This window comes from Nostoc sp. DedQUE07, from assembly GCF_034530975.2.
In the GTDB taxonomy this organism is placed as follows: Bacteria; Cyanobacteriota; Cyanobacteriia; order Cyanobacteriales; family Nostocaceae; genus Nostoc.
In genome coordinates this window covers 69,608-92,143 of the sequence record NZ_JAVRCC020000005.1, presented here as the reverse complement: position 1 = coordinate 92,143, position 22,536 = coordinate 69,608, and the positions used below count along the sequence as shown (strand labels likewise).

General features: G+C 42.2%; 20 protein-coding genes. 16 read left to right on the top strand and 4 right to left on the bottom strand.

The genetic code is table 11. From position 1 onward, the window contains the following. The first annotated feature begins 300 nt into the window (after positions 1 to 300). The 7 genes from RMZ95_RS05830 (at position 301) to RMZ95_RS05800 (ending at position 7,442) form a co-directional block, all read left to right on the top strand. Entirely contained in the window at positions 301 to 441 is a 141-nt protein-coding gene (locus RMZ95_RS05830; RefSeq protein WP_012410890.1) for a hypothetical protein, read from the top strand. A 22-nt stretch (positions 442 to 463) separates the two neighbouring features. Continuing rightward, the gene (aroQ, locus tag RMZ95_RS05825) at positions 464 to 913 is read left to right on the top strand and encodes a type II 3-dehydroquinate dehydratase (protein WP_322685008.1); all 450 of its coding nucleotides are present in this window, start codon (positions 464 to 466) and stop codon (positions 911 to 913) included. A gap of 79 nt (positions 914 to 992) precedes the next feature. After that, positions 993 to 1,934, top strand: a complete 942-nt coding sequence (locus RMZ95_RS05820) for an ADP-ribosylglycohydrolase family protein (protein WP_322684981.1) — start codon at positions 993 to 995, stop codon at positions 1,932 to 1,934. A 226-nt stretch (positions 1,935 to 2,160) separates the two neighbouring features. Continuing rightward, the gene (locus RMZ95_RS05815; RefSeq protein ID WP_322684982.1) at positions 2,161 to 4,854 is read left to right on the top strand and encodes an HD family phosphohydrolase; all 2,694 of its coding nucleotides are present in this window, start codon (positions 2,161 to 2,163) and stop codon (positions 4,852 to 4,854) included. A gap of 226 nt (positions 4,855 to 5,080) precedes the next feature. Then, positions 5,081 to 5,548 carry a hypothetical protein gene (locus tag RMZ95_RS05810; RefSeq protein ID WP_322684983.1) on the top strand — a complete coding sequence of 156 codons (468 nt, stop codon included), beginning with the start codon at positions 5,081 to 5,083 and terminating at the stop codon, positions 5,546 to 5,548. Between the two features lie 70 nt (positions 5,549 to 5,618). Further along, positions 5,619 to 6,698 carry a cytochrome P450 gene (locus RMZ95_RS05805; RefSeq protein ID WP_322684984.1) on the top strand — a complete coding sequence of 360 codons (1,080 nt, stop codon included), beginning with the start codon at positions 5,619 to 5,621 and terminating at the stop codon, positions 6,696 to 6,698. Between the two features lie 168 nt (positions 6,699 to 6,866). After that, the gene (locus tag RMZ95_RS05800) at positions 6,867 to 7,442 is read left to right on the top strand and encodes a Uma2 family endonuclease (protein ID WP_322684985.1); all 576 of its coding nucleotides are present in this window, start codon (positions 6,867 to 6,869) and stop codon (positions 7,440 to 7,442) included. A gap of 74 nt (positions 7,443 to 7,516) precedes the next feature. Here the strand turns inward: RMZ95_RS05800 and RMZ95_RS05795 are convergent, their stop codons facing one another. The 3 genes from RMZ95_RS05795 to RMZ95_RS05785 all read right to left on the bottom strand — a co-directional run bounded on the left by RMZ95_RS05795 (position 7,517) and on the right by RMZ95_RS05785 (position 10,629). Then, a complete protein-coding gene (locus RMZ95_RS05795; RefSeq protein WP_322672888.1) occupies positions 7,517 to 8,752 on the bottom strand; it encodes a DUF445 domain-containing protein in 1,236 nt (411 codons plus the stop codon). 145 nt (positions 8,753 to 8,897) lie between these two features. After that, complete coding sequence (ubiE, locus tag RMZ95_RS05790; RefSeq protein ID WP_322672887.1) at positions 8,898 to 9,602, bottom strand: bifunctional demethylmenaquinone methyltransferase/2-methoxy-6-polyprenyl-1,4-benzoquinol methylase UbiE; 705 nt, start codon at positions 9,600 to 9,602, stop codon at positions 8,898 to 8,900. An 82-nt stretch (positions 9,603 to 9,684) separates the two neighbouring features. Beyond that, positions 9,685 to 10,629 carry a response regulator gene (locus RMZ95_RS05785; protein ID WP_322672886.1) on the bottom strand — a complete coding sequence of 315 codons (945 nt, stop codon included), beginning with the start codon at positions 10,627 to 10,629 and terminating at the stop codon, positions 9,685 to 9,687. Between the two features lie 305 nt (positions 10,630 to 10,934). Between RMZ95_RS05785 and RMZ95_RS05780 the strand changes: the two genes are divergently transcribed. From RMZ95_RS05780 to RMZ95_RS05765, 4 genes are all read left to right on the top strand, one after another. Further along, positions 10,935 to 12,023: a RuBisCO accumulation factor 1 gene (locus tag RMZ95_RS05780; RefSeq protein WP_322684986.1), complete on the top strand. Its 1,089-nt coding sequence runs from the start codon at positions 10,935 to 10,937 to the stop codon at positions 12,021 to 12,023. 1,062 nt (positions 12,024 to 13,085) lie between these two features. After that, positions 13,086 to 13,838 carry an aquaporin Z gene (aqpZ, locus tag RMZ95_RS05775; protein ID WP_322684987.1) on the top strand — a complete coding sequence of 251 codons (753 nt, stop codon included), beginning with the start codon at positions 13,086 to 13,088 and terminating at the stop codon, positions 13,836 to 13,838. A gap of 255 nt (positions 13,839 to 14,093) precedes the next feature. After that, positions 14,094 to 16,514 (top strand): ATP-dependent helicase, encoded by a 2,421-nt coding sequence (locus RMZ95_RS05770; protein ID WP_322684988.1) that lies wholly within the window; start codon positions 14,094 to 14,096, stop codon positions 16,512 to 16,514. A gap of 193 nt (positions 16,515 to 16,707) precedes the next feature. Further along, positions 16,708 to 17,430, top strand: coding sequence for a hypothetical protein (locus tag RMZ95_RS05765; RefSeq protein WP_322684989.1), 723 nt, complete (start codon positions 16,708 to 16,710; stop codon positions 17,428 to 17,430). Positions 17,431 to 17,434: 4 nt separating this feature from the next. Here the strand turns inward: RMZ95_RS05765 and RMZ95_RS05760 are convergent, their stop codons facing one another. Further along, positions 17,435 to 17,974, bottom strand: a complete 540-nt coding sequence (locus RMZ95_RS05760) for a GrpB family protein (protein WP_322684990.1) — start codon at positions 17,972 to 17,974, stop codon at positions 17,435 to 17,437. 115 nt (positions 17,975 to 18,089) lie between these two features. Here RMZ95_RS05760 and rpmI point away from each other — a divergent pair, with 115 nt between their 5' ends. From rpmI to RMZ95_RS05735, 5 genes are all read left to right on the top strand, one after another. Continuing rightward, the gene (rpmI, locus tag RMZ95_RS05755; protein ID WP_109007939.1) at positions 18,090 to 18,287 is read left to right on the top strand and encodes a 50S ribosomal protein L35; all 198 of its coding nucleotides are present in this window, start codon (positions 18,090 to 18,092) and stop codon (positions 18,285 to 18,287) included. Between the two features lie 19 nt (positions 18,288 to 18,306). Beyond that, entirely contained in the window at positions 18,307 to 18,663 is a 357-nt protein-coding gene (gene rplT, locus RMZ95_RS05750; protein ID WP_322672880.1) for a 50S ribosomal protein L20, read from the top strand. A gap of 12 nt (positions 18,664 to 18,675) precedes the next feature. Further along, positions 18,676 to 19,491, top strand: coding sequence for a transporter substrate-binding domain-containing protein (locus RMZ95_RS05745; RefSeq protein ID WP_322684991.1), 816 nt, complete (start codon positions 18,676 to 18,678; stop codon positions 19,489 to 19,491). Between the two features lie 111 nt (positions 19,492 to 19,602). Beyond that, positions 19,603 to 20,127 (top strand): tetratricopeptide repeat protein, encoded by a 525-nt coding sequence (locus RMZ95_RS05740; RefSeq protein WP_322684992.1) that lies wholly within the window; start codon positions 19,603 to 19,605, stop codon positions 20,125 to 20,127. A 405-nt stretch (positions 20,128 to 20,532) separates the two neighbouring features. Then, entirely contained in the window at positions 20,533 to 22,515 is a 1,983-nt protein-coding gene (locus RMZ95_RS05735; protein ID WP_322684993.1) for a primary-amine oxidase, read from the top strand. The last annotated feature ends 21 nt before the right edge of the window (positions 22,516 to 22,536 follow it).

Below are 22,536 nucleotides of genomic sequence, written 5' to 3'. Positions count from 1 at the left end.
CTCTTAATCCAAAATCTAAAATCTAAAATTCTTACTCAATAGTCTATCTAAAGTCCGATTTTTAACTCTTGACCCTTGATATCCATCCTTGATAGGATACAGTTCATTAGGTTCAGGTGTGATACTCTAAAAAGTAAGGGAAAACACAACACTAAATTTTAGAAGTGGCTTATGTCCCAAATGCGGGCCTAAATGCGGGATTGTGTATCAGCCCGATTGGAAGTCAGAGGTGCGAAAGTATGTTTTTTCTGCGTACCTGTTAATCAAAAATTGAGGTAGTATCTCAGGAGCGGTCAGTTCATGGACTATATAGAAAAGGTGCTGGAAAAGCTTAAGGAATTAGCTCGTAGGTTAATTGAAAGCCTATTAGGGCCAGAGGCTGAACCGGAACCGGAACTGATTCCGATTCCTGTGAACGATCGCTCTCGACGCCGCCACTAACCCCACAGTGGTAAACTCGACGTTGCAATCCTTAAGTATTCTGGCACTGCACGGGCCAAACTTAAATTTGTTAGGACAGCGAGAACCAGGAATTTATGGTTCGCTGACACTAGCTGAAATTAACCGCCTGTTAGAAGAAGAAGCATTCAAATTACAGGCGAAAGTTTTTCCTTTGCAGTCAAATCACGAAGGAATTTTGGTAGATACTATTCATGGCGCGTTAGGGCAACATCAGGGAATTCTGATTAATGCAGGAGCGTACACCCATACAAGTGTGGCCTTGCGAGATGCGATCGCTGCTGTTAACTTGCCCACAGTGGAAGTACATCTGAGTAATATTTACCGCCGGGAAGAATTTCGCCATCATTCTTATATCGCCCCAGTTGCGATCGGGCAAATAAGTGGTTTTGGCGTTCAAAGTTACTTATTGGGCTTACAAGCTTTGATAGAACATTTAAGAGTTAGGAGTTAGGAGTTAGGAGTTAGGAGTTGGTAGTAAAGTTAGGAATTAGTAATATTTCATTAACTCCTCACTTTTAACTACATAATTTATGCGTTACTCTCCTATAAGTCGGTTTAAAGGAACTTTACTTGGGGCATTCCTGGGAGGAAGTTTAGCTCCTAGTGGTAAAGTACAGTTTGAGAGTTACCCAGATTTAGGCAGAGTAGCAATTCTGGGTATCCAGAGTTTGATTGCCTTGGGTAGATTAGATTTAGATGATTGGATAGAGCGTCAGCAAGAAGAATCTCCTCATTTAGTCCCAACTGATGACATCTCGATAAAAATAATTATTGCCACATTACCAGTAGCACTTTTTTTTCACGAAAATCCGATTAAGCTCCGACAAAACTTGCTGCGTGTGCTGAAAATCTGGGAGGATGACCCAGTAATCAGGGATGGAACACTAGCAGTAGGATATGCGATCGCTCTTGCCCTAACTGAAAAACTTGACCCTCTAACTCTTATCCCACAAACAATTTCTTTTATCGCAGAAACACCGACATCAATACCAAAAAAATTATTAAGAGTCCAGACTTTATTAGAGCAAGGGGCTGGATTATCAACAGCCCAAGCCGAGTTTGCTAAGGAAGAAAAACTCAGTAACAGTATTGCTATGGCATTTTACTGCTTTTTGAGTACCTTAGAAGACTTTCGCCTGACAGTTTTACAGGCTACTCACAATCACAATTATCAACTGCAAGGTGCTACGCTTCTAAATTCACAGGCTACAGGTGCAATTACTGGTGCTTTGTCGGGAGCATATAACGGGATAGGTGGAATTCCCGTAAATTGGCAATTGCTCTTGCAGAGGAATTCTCCAGTATGGGGATTAACTAGCTTTTCCCAAGTGTTAGAATTGACCGATGCATTTGTGGGGGTGTGGTCAGGAGTGTATAATCTTACCTTAAACCCAAAAGAGTTAACAGAGGAGGGATGTGAGGTGGCTTTGCTTTCAGTTTACGCAGCTCCTCGCGTTATTCGGTCGCGTTAATCTTAAATTAACCAGATAAGGGGTTAAAAGTAGGTAAACTTCCGCCACCGTGTATTAATCTCATATACTAGAATTTTTCAGTAAACCCTCGGACTGATTTTGTAGCTAGCTATTGTGGTAAATCAGCAATAAAAAAGCCCCCGCTACCAAGTTGCAGCCGCAGATCGAACTTTCCTGATGATTGTCTTTTTTGAGCTATCAAAGTCGGCAATTGCAGGTAGAGATAATGAAAATGCATCAATTTTTGCAGTTCTTGAACCAGCAATTGACTCACTGGCGGCGACAGTACAAAACACTACGCCGTAAAGGAAAGTTAATAAGAAGTCCCAAAGGTAAAACCCATAGAAGGGAACTTCTAAGGACTATGCTCAAGAATGTATTCCTGTTTTTATCAAAAACCAATGAGAAAAGCGAACGCCGAAAACAAGAAAGAGCGCTAAGGTCAAAGGCAAAATCTGTCAAGATTAAGAGTAGTATTTGTACAGTCGGTTTAGATTGGGCATATAAACAGCGTTACTCGGTGATTTTGGCGATCGCTGTAGTGTCCCTTACAGGTATTATTGGTCATAAATTATACAATCAGACTCAACTCCAAGTAGGACATCCCGCGCCCCAAACGATTACAGCGCCTTACACAGCTAGCATCGAAGATCGGAAAAAAACTGAAGCCGAGCGCAAAGCCGTCAGCACAAGCTCCTTACAGGTGTTGATGCTTGATGCGCGAATCAACGAAAAAATTAACGAAAATTTGCAACAACTTCTAGATGATGGCAACGAAATTCGCGCTGTTGCTGGAGCTTTTCCTTTTTTCGATCCTGTAGTTTTATCCATTTCTAGCCAACGTTACCTCCGCTCTTGTCCTGACTTGGAATGGCAAGCACTGCTATCGGCTGTAGAAAATAGTAACAATCAGCAGAAGAAGGGAATCGGACAAACTACCGCTTCATCCAATCAGAAACGCCAGCCGCGCATCACATCCAAATCTGATTCCCAGAGTTCAAAGAAGACAGAGCCAGTAGATTTTTCTCAAAACACTGATTTTACTCAAGGAGTAGCAGAACTAGAATCTTACCGTCTCACAACTTCTGAGAAAAACTTGTCTTTACTAATTGGCAAAATTTCTCAAACACGCCAAAGATATACCCAAGCCACTGCCAAACTTCTACAGTTAGAGACTGTTGGTGCAGAAGCAGTATACGAGGAATCTCTACTTTTAGATTTGTCAGATGTGGAATGGGAAAAAACACAATGGGGAATCCATCAGAGTACAGAACGGATTCTCACCCAAGGGATTCCACAGGGACTACCAAAAAATATCTTACAGGATGCGGTGAGTTTACAATTACAGACCTTTGTACCAGAATCTGCTGAAACTTTGGCAAAGAATCTGTTGTTAGCTGTACTCAAGCCGAATCTGCAAAAAGATGAAGAACAAACTAGACAAAACGCTCAAAAGGCTGCGGCTGTTGTGCCACCTGTGATGGTGAAGGTACGGCATGGTGAGGTGATTGTCAAAAGAGGAGCGCAGATTACTGCATGGGACTTTGAGGTGCTGGAGCATTATCGCCTGATTCGCCGGGAGGTAAAGTGGCAGGAGTTGGTGAAGTTAGGAGGCATTATTGCGATCGCTATTGGTATTTTTGTCTGGGTAGAACGCCATATTGATTACGAATTGCGACAACGCGATCGCCTATTAGTATTATTGCTAACTCTAAGTGTGCCAGGAGTAATCGTCATCGGATTGCCCTATACCACCTGGAGCGCCCTTGGTTTATTGTTAGGAAGCTTTTACGGCCCCACCTTGGGGTTGACAGTTGTCGGCCTGCTGTGGCCGATATTAGGCATTAGTTTGGATATGAGCAAGGCTGCGCTTTTAGCTGGTGTCGGAGGAGGAATATTAGGTAGTTATATTGCCCACCGATTGCGATCGCGTGAAGAATTGGCATTATTAGGCGTTGCGATCGCCTTAACTCAAGGTGGCATTTACCTGTTTGTTAAAATCTTAATTGGTCAAATATTTGGTTCAACTTGGTATATTGTCTTCCAAGAAGCGGGATTATTTGCTTTATCCGGCTTAGGCTGGAGTGTTATCGCCTTGGGTTTGAGTCCTTATCTAGAAAAAGTTTTTGATTTAGTTACCCCAATTCGCCTAGCAGAACTGGCGAACCCTAACCGCCCTTTATTAAAACGACTTGCTACTGAAACTCCGGGAACTTTTCAACATACGCTGCTTGTAGCTACCCTTGCTGAAGCTGCTGCAAAAGAATTAGGATGCAATGTTGAACTAGTCAGGGCTGGTACATTATATCACGATATTGGCAAAATGCACGACCCTCTTGGCTTTATTGAAAATCAAATGGGGGGGCCGAATAAACACGATACAGAGATTAAAGATCCTTGGAAGAGTGCAGAAATTATCAAAAAGCACGTAAGTGAAGGGTTGGTAATGGCGCGTAAACACCTTTTACCTACGGCGATTCAAGCTTTTATTCCAGAGCATCAGGGAACGATGCTGATTGCTTATTTCCATCACCAAGCCCAGCAAATGGCTCAGTCAGATCCAAGTTTAACTGTAGACGACGCAGACTTTCGTTACGATGGCCCAATTCCCCAATCACGGGAAACCGGAATTGTCATGTTAGCAGATTCTTGCGAAGCAGCGCTGCGATCGCTGCAAGCATCGGCTAAATCTGGGGGAGAAAAGCGATCGGTTAAAGATGTCTCCACAGAACAAGCTTTAGCAATGCTCAATAATATCCTGCGTGCCAAGTGGCAAGACAATCAACTCGTAGATTCAGGACTAAAACGGGAAGAGATGTCACAAATTGCCCAGATATTTGTGGATGTTTGGCAGCAATTTCATCACAAACGCATTGCTTATCCTAAGTTGAAGACTAGTAGCGCTGCGCGGAATTCATAATTCGGATATAGCAAAGGTTTCGTTGATTTAGCTTGTATTTTTGATGTTCTGTTCTTGAAGTTTTGTGTTTTGAGCTAGTAGTTTGGTGTGCTGAACTCAGAATTTGGTGTTCCGAACTCGAAGTTTGGTGTTCTCAACTCGGAGTTTGGTGTGCTGAACTCGAAATTTGGTGTTCTCAAGTTAACTGTATAACTTGTCTATGGAGTAGCCGAAGTTAGCCGATCAAATGCTCGATAGTATTAGTTCGTCCATTTGTAATGTAAGTAATTTTGAAGACAAAGGATACTATTCCACAGTCAAACAAGAACTGACAAGAGCCAACAACACGCTAGGAGAAATTATCAAAAATCCTATTTTGGGAATCTTCCCGAAAACGCTTGCTAACACACTCGAATACGCTTTTCCTTCAACTACAGCTTTGTTGGCTAAAACCCCTATTGGTGATATTGCTCAAATTCATATTCTCTACCCGAAAACAGAAAAAATTACCAAGACGTTTATTTTGATGTATGCCAAAATCGTCAATCCTGTGATGAAATTTCTGTTTAAACATTCAGTTTTACAAGCAGCAGCCACAGTTATTGAACAGGATACAGGTGCAGTTGAAAGTTTGTATCCTCGACAAAAACCAAAAATCAGATTGCCAAATGAAGAGATTATGTTCTACGCAGAAAAACTCTACCAAAATTGGTAATTTGGATTTGCAAAGCCTAACTGCGCTTTACAATTAAACTGTAGCTAATTACTGCTGGAGGTACTCAAATATGCGGCAGCTAAAATCAGCCGAGGAAATGCCTGGTAGTTATGGCTTGCCCATCTTGGGGGAGACTTTAGAAATATTTCGGAATTTAGAACTGTATCTATGGCGAAAATTCCAGCAGCATGGTTCAGTTTTTAAAACGAGCCTCATGGGGCGTAAACGTGCTTATTTAATTGGCCCTGATGCTAATCGGCTGGTGCTGGTGGAACAGGCGGAAAATATGTCGTCGCGGATTGGGTGGTATTTCTTAGAATCAACATTTGGCAATAATATCTTATTACAAGATGGGGAAGAACATCGCCTAACTCGTCGTTTAATGTATCCAGCATTTCACGGCAAAGCGATCGCTACATATTTCGACACCATCCAAAACATCGTGCAAGACTTCCTCAAAGATTGGGGACGGGGAACGATTTCCTTAAATTCTAGTTTCCGTCAGCTTACCCTAATGGTTGCGACTCGCCTGTTTTTGGGAAGTCAGAACAAGAGCGAAGTTGAGCAAACTAGTCAGTGGTTTACACAACTGCTAGAGAGCAGTATGGCGATATTCAAATTGAATGTCCCTTTTACTTTATATGGTCGCGGTCAAAATGCTAGGGGTAAGTTAGTAGCTTTCTTGCGTCAAGAAATCGCACAGCGTATCGAGCAAGGTAACTTAGAAGAATCAAAAGATGTTTTAGGATTGCTGCTAGTAGCTGTTGATGAAGACGGCAATAAGTTGAGCGAAGCACAGATAATCAACGAGGCACTATTATTACTATTTGCTGGACATGAGACGACAGCCTCTTTGCTGAGTTGGGTAATTTTTGAATTAGGTAATCATCCAGAATGGCGAGAGCAACTGCGTAAAGAACAATTAGCAGTTGTGGGAAATAATCCCCTTAACCTGTCCCATCTCAAACAACTTCCAGATTTAACCAACGTCCTCAAAGAAGCAGAAAGGCTGTATCCGCCAGTGTATGCCTATAATCGTGGCGTCCTTAAAGATATTGAGTATGCAGGTTATTGCATCCCTGCTGGTTGGTTTGTGACCATCTCACCGATGCTGACTCACCGTTTACCAGAACTGTACACCGAACCATGAAGAAGATGAACTATCTGCACACCTTGCGGTGATTGATAAAAATTGATTTTACTCTTTTATAAAATTTATTCCAATTTATATACTGAGCTAAAACCTCATCTCGATAAATAGATAACCTAGTATGTCAACCAAGTGCTACGCTACAGTTAGCAAGATTAAGAGGCAATTATGACTGCCCTGATTCTGAACCTTAGCCCCACCATTGAACTAACAGATGAGCAGTTCTTCCAACTGTGTCAGAATAATCGAGATTTGCGACTTGAGCGCACAGCAGAGGGAGAATTAATTATCATGCCACCAACTGGATGGGAAAGTGGAAATCGAAATAGTAGATTGACACAGCGCTTAGGTAATTGGGCTGACGCTGATGGCACAGGTTTAACTTTTGACTCTTCAACGGGTTTTAAACTCCCCAATGGTGCAAATCGCTCTCCAGATGCATCTTGGGTCAGCCGAGAGCGATTAGAAGCCCTGAATCCAGACCCCGACAAATTCCTACCACTCGCTCCAGATTTGGCGGTAGAATTACGCTCTGCTTCAGACAGCTTAAAGACAGTGCAAGAAAAAATGCAGGAATACATTGACAACGGTGTGCGTTTAGGATGGCTGATCGATTCGCAAAACCAACAGGTAGAAATTTACCGTCCAGGACAGGATATTGAGGTTTTGCAATCGCCTACTAGCTTATCAGGAGAGGATGTATTGCCTGGATTTGTGCTGGATTTGACGCAGATTTTGAGTTAAGCGATCGCTCAATTTCACTCATTTCAAAATCGGCAGAACTTGCAACTCTAATGTAATACAAATTTACAGACAAATTAATATTGACTTAAAACTAAAAACGCTGTTTGGAATAACCCAACAACAAAACCTAAAACACCACCTAAAGTTACAATCGCCTGCAATTCATTTTTGACAATTCCCTCAATTGCAGCTTCTAAATCAGCAGGTGAAGTTGATTTGACACGATCGACTATCACTTGATCTATTGACAAAATCGGAATTGCTTGCGACACAATTGCTTCTAAATCTTTTTCCAAATACTTCTCTAAAATTAGAGCTAATTCTTGACTCATGACTTCTAAAGAAGTACTGACAACTGGTGAAGTACTAACACGATTCAGCAAGACTACAGCAATATTTTCCCAATCAACAGAATCAGTTAATCCTTGTAAAAAATCGCTGCCACTATTTTGCAGGTAATGGCGGACACTTTCGCGGGTGGTTTTTCGGAGTTGACGAACCGTACCCATTGGCAAATTTTGTAATGATAAATTTTGCAGTAATTTCCGAATGCGATCGCGCATTTGCAAATCTTGAGTCAATTCCTGCAAGCGAGTATTAGCAACCTCTTTTTCATCCAAACAAAAAGTTCGTAACCGTGTAAGAGTATTACGTAAGCCAAACAAATTTGCTACTACCCAATAAGTTCCACTGGTTTTTTCGCGGAAGCCTTCATCGATAATTTGAATCGTGCGATCTGTCAAAAAATCAACTATCGTTTGGCGTAAAAGATCCGGCGGTAAAACTACTTGCAACAACCAATCAGCAAGCCGTGTAGCTTGTTCTTCACTCAGTTGAAATTCTAGCAATATCTGGTCAAAAATTTGATTGATCTGCGCTTCTAAAAAATCTTCACGCCGCGCTAAAACCTTAAGTAATCGTGGCAAAGATTCCCCTAGTAAATCCCGCAAAATTCCCGCTACAATTTTGGCACTTTTCTCGTTTTTATCTGTTTTGATTTGTTCAATTGCTAACCGCAACAACCAAAGAATTGCTGATTGCACGCGTTCTGTTTGCAACAAACGCCGCGCCAAATTTTGCAATTCTTGCGGTGTCAAAAGTGACCCCATGATTGTCTTAGAAATATTCAAAGCCAGACGTTCCTGGTTGCGGGGAATCAATCCAGGGGTGAAGGGTACTCTTCGTCCACCGATATAAATTGCTCGGTAAGGACGGAACAACATTTTGATGGCTATATCATTTGTGAAATAGCCAATAATTCCACCCAGTACCGGGGGAGACACATAAAGCCAAAGATGAGACCAGTCCAAGGGAAGAATTAAAAAAGTTAGGAATTTAAAGTTAGGAGTTAGGAGTTAACAGTAGAGACGCGATTAATCGCGTCTGTACAAGAGTTAAGAGTTAGGAATGATAAATTTTCAATGAGAATTTATCACTACTCATAATTCATAACTTTTAACTAATAACTCCTAACTTACTAAGCACTAGCACTCCCATCATACCGTTCGCAATGGGGTAGTGTGTGGCAACTGCAAAACCAACTTGATGAGCTAACTCTATTTGCTCTTTACCGATGGGAAAGCGATCTAAGCTGGGACTGATGTAAGCATATTCTTCTTTTAAGCCTAAATAATTGGCAACTGGTACCACAAAACCGTCTAGATACCACTGTTGAAAGGCGCGTAGCTGAGGATTACTCGGTCGATGAAAGTCTAAAATTGCGGCTTTAGCTCCCGGCTTCAAAACCCGGTATAACTCTTGGAGACTGCGGGGAATATCTTTAACATTTCTTAAACCATAGCCCATTGTTGCGGCATCAAATTGGTTGTCGTCAAAGGGTAAATTGAGGACATCAGCTTCTACCCAGCTGATAGCAGGTTGCGGGTACTGCGAATGTGAGCGTTCTTTAGCCTTTTCTAGCAGGTTTGGGGAAAAATCCACTCCATACACCTGTCCTGTTGCTCCGATACGCCGTGCCAAACGTAAAGCTAAATCACCACTACCGCAACACAAATCTAATGCAGTATCTCCTGGTTTAGCTGCACTCCATTTTACTGCCATTTCCTTCCAGATTCGATGCTGTCCCAGACTCAACCAATCGTTCAACTGGTCATAAACTGGAGCAATACGGTTAAAAATGGACTGAATTTCGTTAGTCATTGGTCAATAAGTCATTGGTCACTAGTCATTCGTCACTTGCCAAGGATAAAGGACAAATGACTAATGACAACTACACAATACCTTAATGAGAGTGACTACTAGTCAGAGCGATCGCCACCAGTTGCGCTGATAAATTAATTAGCACTAATTCATCTTCTCGCAAAGTGCAAGGTTGTTTCCACTGTAGCGACAATACACCTAAAAGTTGATTGCGGTAGCTAATTGGGATGACTAAGTGTGCTTGCACGCCGGTATTTTGGTAGTGAATCGCATCAACTAATTTAGTGTCTTTAAGTACATTTAAGGAAACTTGCATTTGTCCCGTGGCGATCGCTTCCCTGGTTAGTGGGTCAAGGGATAGCCAATTTTCTATTGTACCTGTATAGCTGTAAGTTCCTTGAGTTGCAATTAGAGTATTTCCATCTGTAAGTTGTAAAATACAGCCGTCTGCCCCAAAAGTTTCACTCACAGCCCTAGCAATGGGAGCGAGAGTTTCTTCTAAGCTAGAAGCGGCTTGAGTTACCTGTACCAAAACACTCAGCAACGCCATTTGAGCATGAGCGCGGCGTAATTCTTCTGTACGTTGCTTGAGCAAGTCGTAGGTTTCGGCTGCTCTTTGCACCACTGCCTTCAGTTCCCCTGGGTCCCAAGGCTTGGTGATATATTTGTAAACTTGTCCGGCATTAATTGCTTCTACCAAGTCTTCTATATCAGTAAATCCAGTGAGAATTATTCTTACTGTATCGGGAAACTGAGGTACAGTTTTGCTGAGAAATTCAGTCCCTTTCATTTCTGGCATCCGTTGATCGGAGATAATCACTGCTACCTCCCCTTCTGCTGCCAAAACTTGTAGAGCGTTCACCCCACTATCAGCTTTCAGAACATTAAAGTCACGTCGAAATGTGCGATAAAGTAAATCGAGATTATCTGGCTCATCGTCAACTACCAGTATTTTCAGCTTTTTTGGTCGTTCGAGAGTCATAACTTGAGATTGGACTTTATCAATTTCGAGATTGGGTTTATCCATAAGATTTTCCTTTAAATATTCACTCTCTTGTTATATTCCATACCAAGTTTAGTTGAGAATAGCCGAAAATCGCCAAGGGTTTATACGGAGTTATTTTGCATATTTGAGAACGCTAATAGTGAACGCTACAGAGGAAATTTATCTGCCCAAATATCTGAAAAAATGTTCCACTAGAAAAACTAACTAAATCAGCAAAACTATGGCAGTTTCGATCGTGGATGAGGTGTAGGTCTGGGTATAGATTAGAATAATACTTGCTCATGAGGTGTTAATTAACCTCTCAAGTTGAAGCTTGCACTCCGATTATGACTGATTTACCACCCAACACTCAGAATCCCGAAGATAATGCTACAAACGATGTAGCACAAGAGTTACTCCGAAAGCTGAGGCAAAAACAAGGCAACTGGGTGGAATGGGGAGCCGCGATCGCCTCGTTGCTAAAAATCGGTTACAACCCCCAAGAAATTTTTGAGGCGACTGGATTTGAGCCGATTCAACAAAACCAGGTGGTTGTTGGTTCTCAAGTTTACAATTCTTTGGAAAAGTTTGGAGTATCGCAAGAAACGCGATCGCACTATACTACACGTGGCAGCGATGTTTTATACGAGTTACGTTTACTTACTCAAGAAGAACGCGCCGCTGCTGCCGAACTGATTTTTGTCCATAATGTTGATGCTGATGAGGCACGGGATATAGCAAAAGCAATTAAAGAGTTCTCCTATTTCCGCACTTTGCCAGAAGGGTTTTCTGCTCATCCGGGAGATGCGGTTGCTCACCAAGTTTGGAAACTGGCACGCCAAAATGCAGATTTACAACAGCGATCGCGCCTAATTGCCAAAGGTTTGCGTTTTGCTCACACGCCAGGTGCAAGGCAAAAAATCGAACAACTACTGACTGATTTTACTACCGTTCCCCAGCGTCCAGCGCCAATTTTACCGTTTTACCGCCTGGAATTTGAAGAACAGTTACCCCGAATCTTGCCTGTAGTAGGAGAGTTGCCATTATCACGCCAAGATTTGCAAGCTGTGCCCATACTGACAGAAATTGAACCTTTTCGGATGGTAAAGTTTTCTGGAGAGCAAGCTTGGGTTCCCTTACCAGGTTGGCAAGTACTATTGGCGGCAGAAGATCCAGTGGTGATTTTAGCGAATAGCGATCGCTTCCCCATCCAAACCCAAAGCCAAACAGGGCCAGTCTTAGTTGTGATAGATCGTGCCCAACGAGAATGGGATGCCTCTAGCTATTTTGTCGTTGAAAATGGTGGTGAATTAGATTTTCAATGGTTTGAAACTGAGCCAGAAATTCCTCTACTAGGACAAATTATTATCATTGTGCGTCCTAAGAGAATTCTGGATGAAGAATTAACTAAGGATTCATGGCAGATTGACGAATAAATTCAATTTTAGACGAGCTAACTGCGTGCTGTGAACTTGTTTTGACTGTCCAAACAGCGGATAGCAAATGGCGGCATTGGTTCAATTTTTTGTTTAGTCAATGCCCCATCTGCTTTAACTCTCTTAACATGAACTTGGCACTGGCTTGGCAATGCTTTGCCTAAACCCTTGATTTTTCGCTGACTTGTGTAATTCTATATCTTGAGTGATGATGACATCCCCTGAACAGTCACAAAGTAACGACTGTAACAGGAAAAACCCAAATTTTTTAAGCTGAAAGTGTATAAAGCACAAAAATTATTTGAATTTCGTAATAACTTTTAATAGAACGCACTGGATCAAGAATCTCAACAGATATATACCAATACGATTTGATTTTTGAAAAAATTTAAGTAATGTAGGGTAGCCATTTCTGTGGGCGGGTTTCCTACGCCAGTCCGCACAACGGGGGAAACCCCCGCAAGCGGCTGGCTCGACTTGAGCGGACTGGCATTGTGTTATCGCATAACGTAACGCAACGCTTACGAGCGTCGGGAACCTCCCTTCTGGTAACGCTACGCACAGTCGCTACCGCTACGCTAACACTAGTCGCCTACGGCGGGAACTGACTTTTCACGGTATCTGGAAAACCTCTCTCTAAATCTCTCTCCTAAAAGGAGAGAGACTTTGAATTTTCCCCCTTCCCGTGTCGGGAAGGGGGTTAGGGGGTTAGGTTTTTCGTGGCTTTTCCACATAACGTGAAAAGTAAGACGGCGGGAAACCCGCCTACAGCGCTGGATTCACCGCAACGCACTGGCTCCCCTACGGATATTTAAAAAATCAAATATGAGTTTTATATTATGAGAGCAAAATGCTTAATTTATTAAGCATTATTTTGGGATTTTAGCTTTTCCAGTATCTTCATATTTTATGACCACAATTATTGAGGAAAAAAAATTACTATTTTTTCGATTTAGTTTCATAACCAAACAAACGGAATGGATTTCCTGTTGACAGGAATGACTCAAGCATTATTCAACATAGCTATTACTCGTTTGTAGCTGAACAAGGAGTTTTCTGAAAATGTCTCTTACGAAACGTTGTTTGGCCGAATTTATCGGCACATTCTGGCTTGTTTTAGGTGGCTGTGGTAGTGCTGTTCTAGCCGCCGCCTACACAGAAGATGCTGCAAAAATCAGCGAGAATACTTCTTTTCCATTGGGTATTGGATTAGTAGGTGTATCCCTGGCATTTGGGCTTACTGTCCTCACAGGGGCTTATGCTTTTGGTCATATTTCTGGTGGTCATTTCAACCCAGCTGTTTCGTTTGGACTATGGGCAGGTAAGCGCTTTCCGGGGTCTGACTTACTACCTTACATCCTCTCTCAAGTGATCGGCGCAATTGTTGCTGGGGGGATTATTTACCTGATTGCTAGCGGCAAAACTGGATTTACGCTGACTGGCTTCAACCCACTGGCTACCAACGGCTATGGTACTCATTCTCCAGGTGGTTACACGCTGTTTGCTTGCCTGATTACTGAAGTTGTGATGACTTTCATGTTTCTGCTAATTATTCTGGGTGTGACTGATAGCCGTGCTCCTAAAGGATTTGCACCACTGGCAATTGGTTTTGGACTCACTTTAATTCACCTGATTAGTATTCCTGTAACCAATACTTCGGTTAATCCTGCCCGTAGTACTGGAGTTGCTCTATTTGCAGGTGTAGAACTCTTTTCGCAAATCTGGCTGTTCTGGATAGCTCCTATCTTGGGAGCTATTTTAGCAGGATGGTTGTACGTAGCTATCTTTAGTGAATCAACTGTGGAAGAACGGTAAACTCAAAGAACTAGTTTAACTTTCTTAACAATCCCCTAACTAAACAAATTAACTAAGTGTTATATGTTTAGTCAGGGGGTTGACATAATATTTAAGTATATATACACGCATTTGATCCAGATCGTTTACTAGAACAGTTAAAACAAGAACGGTGGAGTATTTTGTTAGTAATTTGAGATTAAGAATCACCGAAGATTATTCATATCTGCGGTTTGGGAATTAAATTCAATATCTATTTAAAATATATAATTTAAGATGTCCGACTCTAAATTTACTGCTCCTATTATTCAAGAATTACTCGACTCAGAATTGTCTGAGCGATCGCCTATTGCTTCTTTGCAGGAGAAGATTCTCAGAATCCGCAACAGTCTCCGCCCTGGACAGCAGCAAATGGCTGACTGGCAATCTGGGCCTTTGGCGATTTCAGCCGTTCCTGGTGCAGGCAAATCTACTGGAATGGCGGCGGCGGCGGCAATCGCGATCGCCCGTCAATATGAGCGTTCATCTTCCCGCCGTCAGTTGGTAGTCGTTACTTTTACTCGCTCTGCTGCTGCCAATATTAAAGCGAAGATTCGTAAATTTTTAAGAGATGATTTATCTATACCTCAAACAGGATTTTTTGTCTATACCCTACACGGTCTAGCGTTGAACATTGCCAACCGCCATTCTGATTTGTCGGGTTTGCAGTTAGAAAATGTCATATTAATTACACCAACCCAAAGTCACCGCTTTATCAGAACTGCTGTAGAACAATGGATTGTAAATAATCCAGATGCATATTTGCGGTTATTGGAAGGTCATCAATTTGATGGAGAAGAGACAGAAAGGTTGCGTCGTCAATCGGTGCTGCGAACAGAAGTATTACCAGAATTGGCTAATACGGTAATTCATGAAGCAAAAAGTTCTGGAATATCGCCAGAATTGTTGCGGGAGTGGAGTAAACAAACCACAGATGAATATGCAATTTTGAGTGTAGCGGCGGGATTGTACGAGCAATATCAAAACTTGATGCGATCGCGTGATTTTATCGATTACGACGATATGATTTTAGCCGCACTGCGCGTTTTAGAAAACGACAGTGCCCGTCACATCGAGCAAAACCAAATATTCGCCGTCTTTGAAGACGAAGCCCAAGATTCTAGCCCTCTACAGACGCAGTTGTTAGAAATTTTGGCGAGTAATCGAGAATATGAGGGGATGAATACAGACGCGATGAATCGCGTCTCTACGTACTCCCCACTCAATTTAGTCAGAGTTGGCGACCCTAACCAGGCGATTAACTCTACCTTTACTCCAGCCGATCCGATTTATTTCCGGCAATTTTGCGAAGAGTGCGATCGCATCCAACGATTGGCAACGATGGATCGAGCTGGTCGCAGTACTAGAATTATCATTGAAGCCGCTAACTTTGCCCTCAAATGGATCAATAATCAGTGGTTAGCAACAACCAAAACCAACAACAAACAACAGATTCCTGACAACCGACAAGTACCATTTCGCTTACAGACAATTCGCCCTGTGGAAGCTGGCGATCCGCAAGCTAACGCTAACCCCGCACCCGTAGGACAAGGATTAGAACTTTATACACCGCGCGATATTCATCACACCGTTGAATTGTTATCTCAAAGAGTAATTGAGTTATTTGGTGAAGATCCAACAAAAAATAGTGCTGCGATTTTAGTCCGAGAAAATCGTCAAGGACGATGGCTAGCAGAAGCTTTGACACCTCTGTGCAAAGAGCATAAAATTACACTTTACGATGTCGGAGAACGCGATCGCCGTTCCCATGTTCCTCAAGAGATTTTGGCATTATTGCAATTTTGCGATCGCCCCCACTCCCCCGATTACCTCAAAGCTGCCCTAGAAGCATTAGTACAGCGCCAATTAATTCCTACCCAAGACCTCAACGCCCTTGCTAGTCTGCCAGAAGAGTTTTTGTATCCTGGCCCCCTAGCACCACCCCAGCCAGAAACAGTACAAAAAGCTGCTCGCATGTGTCGCAGCTTACTCCGCGCTCGTTTAGAATTGCCTCTTTACCAGCTAATTTCCTTTCTCGCCCTGACTTTAAATTATGACCAAGCAGAATTGGCAACTGCTGATAAACTTGCAGAACGGGTAAACCAGCAGATAGCTGGCAATAGTTCGATGGGAGGAATGCTGTCAGCTTTAAGTGAAATTGTTAGTTCCGAACGGTTTGAACCAGTGGAAACCGAGGATTCGGAAGAACGTTATACCCGTCGCGGTCAACTGACAATTATCACTATGCACAAAGCTAAAGGGCTAGATTGGGACTATGTATTTCTTCCCTTTCTCCACGAAAACTTGATTCCTGGCAGATTTTGGGTTCCTCCCCAAAGCCAATTTTTAGGCGATTTTACCTTATCAGAAGTAGCTCGCGCCCAAATTCGCGCTACTCTCCACGAAGAATCTATCATACCGGATGTTAGTCAAGCATGGGAGGTGGCAAAGAATTTGAAAACATCTGAAGAGTATCGTTTACTCTATGTTGCCATGACACGAGCAAAGCTTCTGCTATGGATGTCTGCGGCGCAGAAAGCCCCCTTTACTTGGAGTAAACCAGACAATTTACAAGAACAAGCGCCTTGTCCGGTGTTTCCAGCATTAAAACGCCAATTTCCTGAATGTATGGTGAATTTAGCGGTAATGAGTAAATAAGTATAAAGGATGGGGCATGGGGCATTGGGCATTGGGCATTGGTTATTAATTATTCTCCCCTGCTCCTCTGCTCCTCTGCTTCCCTGCTCCCCCACTCCTTATAAAGAAACTGAATTAAGAGTGCAACGTCAAACAAATTATGATTGCAATTGCAATATTATCTGTTCAATTTTTAACAATCAATACATAATATATGAAATCCATCATCCAAGCATCTGCCGTAATTAAAAGTACCTTCCAGTCACCCAGAGGAATTTTCTTGACGCTGGTGTTGACAAGCTTGCTATCTTGTGGATTTGGACTGATTGAAAACACTTCTGCTGGTGCTATTCCTTACCTAGACGGCATTCAAGTATCCCAATCCCAAGCAAACGAGTTACCGAAAGCGATCGCTAATAAAATTTTAAAAGATGCATCCTTCCGTTCCGGTGTACGTAAACGCGAATTAGAGATTACCCAAGTCACATCGAAAACCTTTGGTAATCCCTGTGAGTTCAAATTTGGAGAAGTTTGTACTAGGGAATACAACCCCATTGAAGGCTGGGAAGTAGTTGTCAAAGTCCGCCAAGATTCGTGGACTTACCATGTAGATAAATCTGGAAAGCAAAGAATTTTAGATCCGAAAGTGAGTACTTCACAAACATTGCCGAAGGCGATCGCAGATGCAATTTTGAGCGATGCCTCAAGCCGTTCTGAAGTGGTAATTACTGATTTAAAAATTACTCAAACTACATCAAAAACCTTTGGAAATCTCTGTCAATTCAACTTTGGCGAAGTCTGCACCCAGCAGTACGACCCGGTGGAAGGCTGGGAAGTGATTGTCAACGTTAAAGAGCAATCTTGGATTTACCATGTGAATAAATCCACTTCGCAAATAATTTTAGATCCCAAAGCCAACGCCACTGAAAAAAGTTAAATAATCAATGGTTTTGGTTTTTTCCCATATCCTCATTCCATGCTTTGACCATCACAGCACGGATATAGTCATTTTTACCATTCGTATAAGCTTCGCGATCGCTTGGAAAAGTTGCCGCCAAGTCGCGTTTTAGAACTTCGTAGCGTTTCGCCTCTTCAGGATGCTTTCTCAAATAGTCGCAAAATAGCTTGCGCTCCCAAAATTCGCTGTCAATCTCGACTATGTGAACATGATGAGTACGTTGCTTTCCGTATGGTGGCATTCCTTTAACAAAAAACATCTGTCCAGGACGCGGGTTTTCACGCCAATAAACGTATCCCAAGGATTCTAAAGCCAAAATAGCAGATTTTGCATTTACCAAGGAACGCACTCCCACCATAATGTCAATAACTGGTTTGGCTGCCATTGCTGGTACTGCGGTACTACCAATATGTTCAATTTCTACAACTAAGTCATTGCCTAGTGCCTGCCAAATCCGCTCGGCTTCTTCTGTAAACAAAGTCGCCCAACGTGGGTCATATTCAACTATATTGACCTCATCCATAAGTGAAGCTAAGTTTGTCTACAGCGATCGCTGTTGGCTAAATCCTTTATTTAATTGCAGTTATAGCAATTTTAATAGTATATAATAATGGATCGTGTCGAATCAAAGCTAGACCATGCCTAAACTAAAGACTCGTAAAGCTGCGGCAAAGCGATTCCGTGCCACCGGTACCGGCAAAATCGTCCGTCGTAAAGCGTTCAAAAGCCACCTTTTAGAACACAAATCTTCTGATAAAAAGCGTAGTATGCGTCAGAGTGCGCTTGTACACGAACGCGATGAACTTAACGTGCGCTTGATGCTCCCATATTTGTAAGTATTTTAGGAAATAAATTATGACTCGGGTAAAACGCGGTAATGTAGCTCGCAAACGCCGCAATAAAATTCTCAAACTAGCTAAAGGTTTTCGCGGTTCCCATTCAACTCTGTTTAGAACTGCCAACCAACAAGTGATGAAGGCGCTACGGAGTGCCTACCGCGATCGCAAAAAGAAAAAGCGCGATTTTCGTCGCCTTTGGATCACCCGCATCAATGCTGCTTCCAGGCAACACGGCTTGAGTTACAGCCAGTTTATTGGTAACTTGAAAAAAGCTGATATCCAACTAAATCGCAAGATGTTGGCGCAATTGGCAGTCCTCGATCCAGCTAGTTTCGGCAAAGTTGCTGAATTGGCACTTCAAGCTAAAGGATAAAGGTGGTGAGGGATGTATAACAGATGTAACAGACGGCAAACAATTACTCGGTTACATCTGGTATTATCCGCCACTATATTTTGGATTTTTTGCTTTTCTTTAGTAGGGACGGGATTAACTGCATCTGCTGCCCAAATGTCAGAAATTCAGCAACGGGGCTATTTAAATGTTGCCGTGAAAGATAACTTGCGTCCCTTGGGATTTAAAGATGACAACGGGAATTTGCAAGGTTTAGAAATTGACTTGGCCAAGCGTTTGGCAGTTGACTTGGTTGGTAAAGCCGAAGCTGTAAAATTTCAACCTGTAGCGAATCGCGATCGCCTTTCTGTAGTCTTAGACAAGAAAGTTGATTTTGCGATCGCTAGAGTCACAGCAACCGAGTCACGCGCCCGCATAGTTAGTTTCAGTGTTCCCTACTATTTGGATGGCACTCTATTAATTACAAAAGATGCATTTGTGCAGCAGTTGAGCGATTTAGCAAAACAAAAAATTGCCGTACTCAATAACTCCAGTACCATTGCTAAAGTGCGGTACTATCTACCAAACGCCGAGTTAGTAGGAGTGGATTCCTATAAAGAAGCGCGAGAGCAAATAGAAAATAATGCCGCAATAGCCTTTGCCGCAGATGCTAGTGTTCTAAGCGGTTGGGTGCAACAATATCCTCAATATCGGTTACTGCCAACTAAGTTATCAACTGAACCCTTATCTATAGTCATGCCCAAGGGATTGCAGTACGATGAGTTTAGACGAAATGTGAATCAAGCGATCGCTCGTTATTTAGAAAAAGGTTGGCTCCAGCAACGGTCTCAATATTGGGGTTTACCGTAAATTGGTCATTTGTCATTGGTCATTGGTCATTAGTCATAAACGAATAACAAATGACAAAGGACAAATGACAAATGACAAATAACAAACTTTATAATATTTGTATTTGCAGTAATGGATAACAGTCTAGCCGTTGTTTATCTCTCAATTTTGGTGGTGATACTCACAATTGCAGCCGTGAGTGTTTTTCGCCAGATTTTCAAAACTCGCAAGGTTGAAGGCTCTTTTGCCAGGTTGCGAAAGAAGTTAGAGAAAGAAAAGGGTACGACTCAAGAATATTATGAGTTAGCCAGTATTTATTCAGAAAAAAAAATGTATTCTCCAGCGATCGCGCTATTTCAAAAAGCTCTCAAAGCTGCTGAAGATGAGGGAGAAGAAGATATCGCCCCCATTTACAACGGACTCGGCTATATTTATTTTACCCAAGAGCAATATGACTTAGCAATTCGTCAGTACAAAGAAGCTCTCAAATCTAAACCAGACTACGTGACAGGATTCAATAATCTCGGTCACGCTTATGAGAAGAAAAAATTAACTACTCAGGCGTTACAAGCTTACGAAGAAGCACTCAAATTAGCTCCAAATAACTCTATTGCTAAACGTCGTGCTGAATCTTTACGCCGTTTAGTTTCGGCGTAAGATAATGTCCAGGTAATTAAGCATAATACCCAAAACCCCACCCTGCCAAAGCTGTGCTTTAGCTCCCCTCCCCACAAGCCTACGGTGTACACATAAGTCTGAAATAGCTGAAAAAGCCAAGGTTTTACCCCACCCTAACCCTCCCCTTATAAAGGGGAGCCACTGCGTTGGGCGGGCAATGCCCGACTTGAAGCACGTGGCGTGAGGGAACTAGATTTCTTTCTTGTTTCCCCCTTTATAAGGGGGGATTAAGGGGGGTAATTCGATTTGTGTGTACACTGTAGCGCCACTTGCGGAGTGGGGTTATTTTCTTATCATTAATTTCGCTTTAGCCTCTTAATTTATCGGTTTTCAATCTTAGGTTTGGAAATAGATAAATATAAGTCTTTTGTAAAAATGTAAAAGATGATTAAGCGGCTAAAGCGTTTTTTATGGCTAACTATTGCCATCATTGTTGTCATTTCTTTCTCAATCGGATTAATGGAAACATTAACGGCTCAACAGCCTTCGATTTCCCATCCTCTCACTTCACTAACTGAGGTAGAAATTAGCACAGCTGTTTCTGTCATCCAAAGAGAAAAAAAATTGAGCGAAATGGCAGCTTTTCCTCTTATTGCTTTACAAGAACCAGATAAAGAAGAAGTTCTAAATTTTACACCTGGTAAAGTCTTTGGGCGAAAAGCTTTTTTGGTAATCTATGAACGTTCAGAAAACAAAACCTTTGAAGGGATTGTCGATCTGAGAAGCAAAACCTTAAGTTCTTGGAAAGAAATACCGTCCGTTCAACCTGCGATCGCTAATTCAGAATATGAACTAGCAACTCAAATAGTTAAAGCCGATCCCCGATGGCAAAAAGCAATGCAAAAGCGGGGAATTACTGATTTCGAGCGAGTTAAAATCAGTTGGTGGGCACCAGGAATTCTCAGCCAACAGGAAGAAGCAACAGGTAATCGTCTTTGTCGCGGCTTATCTTACTACAAAGGTAAAGGCTGGAACTATTACGGTAGTCCCATTGAAGGAGTTTTAGCAACAGTCAATTTGAACACGGGTAAAGTTGCTAGTTTTATTGATAGAGGAAACGTCCCTTTCTCTAAAGAAAACTGGAATTATGATACTAAATCTTTGGGTAAATTACTTTCACCACTGAAAGCATTGAAGATTCTCCAACCGAATGGTATAAGTTTCCAGATCGAAGACAATGAAATTAGCTGGCAAGGTTGGAAGTTTCGCTATTCAATGCATCCTCGCAATGGATTAATGCTCTACCAAGTGACACACAAAGACGGGGAAAATATTCGACCAGTTTTATACCGCGCTAGTCTCTCAGAAATGGTAGTACCTTATGGCAATCCTCAGCCTACTTGGTCGTTTAGAAATGCCTTTGATGTTGGAGAATACAACTTAGGTTTACTAGCAAATACGATGGAATTAGGTAAAGAAATTCCCGAAAATGGCTTGTTGTTAAATGCTGTATTTGCTAATGAGCAGGGAGAACCTTATCAAATGCCAAAGGTTATCGGTATCTACGAGCGCGACAACGGAATGCTGTGGAAACACTATGAATATAATACTCAGCGTAATGATGTCCGTCGCAGTCGAGAATTAGTGATGAAGATGACGGTAGCCATTGACAACTATGATTACAGCATCAATTGGATCTTTCACCAAGATGGGACTTTGGAAGTCCAAAATGAATTAACGGGTATCGTATTGGCGCAGGGAACGGCTGCCCAAAAGCAATCTGATGATGATTCCTATGGTCGGTTAATTGCTCAGAATATCTTTGGAGTAAATCATCAGCACTTTTTCAATTATCGCCTAGATTTCGATGTTGATGGTCAGGCTAACTCTGTGATGGAAATGAATGTGAAAGCTTTGCCGATGGATGAGAAAAATCCTTTAGGAAATGCGATCGCACTTGCAGAAATCCCACTAGTCAAAGAAACGGCTGCTGTGCGCGATTTGGATATGAAAAGCAGTCGAGAATGGATGATTGTTAGTGCACACAAAAAGAATGCTCTCGGTGCTGCACCTGGATATATGCTGATGCCTGGTGGAAACTCGATATTTTTCCCTGTAGAAGGCTCAAAAATCCGGGAAAGGGCAGAATTTGCGACTCATCACCTCTGGGTAACAAAATATAAACCTACTGAACTTTATGCTGGCGGCGATTATCCCAACCAAACTCAACCCGAACAGGGTTTACCAAAATATATTGCAGACGATGAAGCCTTGATGGGTGAAGATATCGTACTGTGGTACACAATGGGCGTAACTCATATTCCGCGATCGGAAGATTGGCCGGTGATGCCTGTTCACGAAGTTGGCTTTAAGCTAGTCCCTAGAGGATTCTTTAGCCGGAATCCAGCGATAAATTTACCTGAGTAAAATATTTGTTGGCTCAAGTTT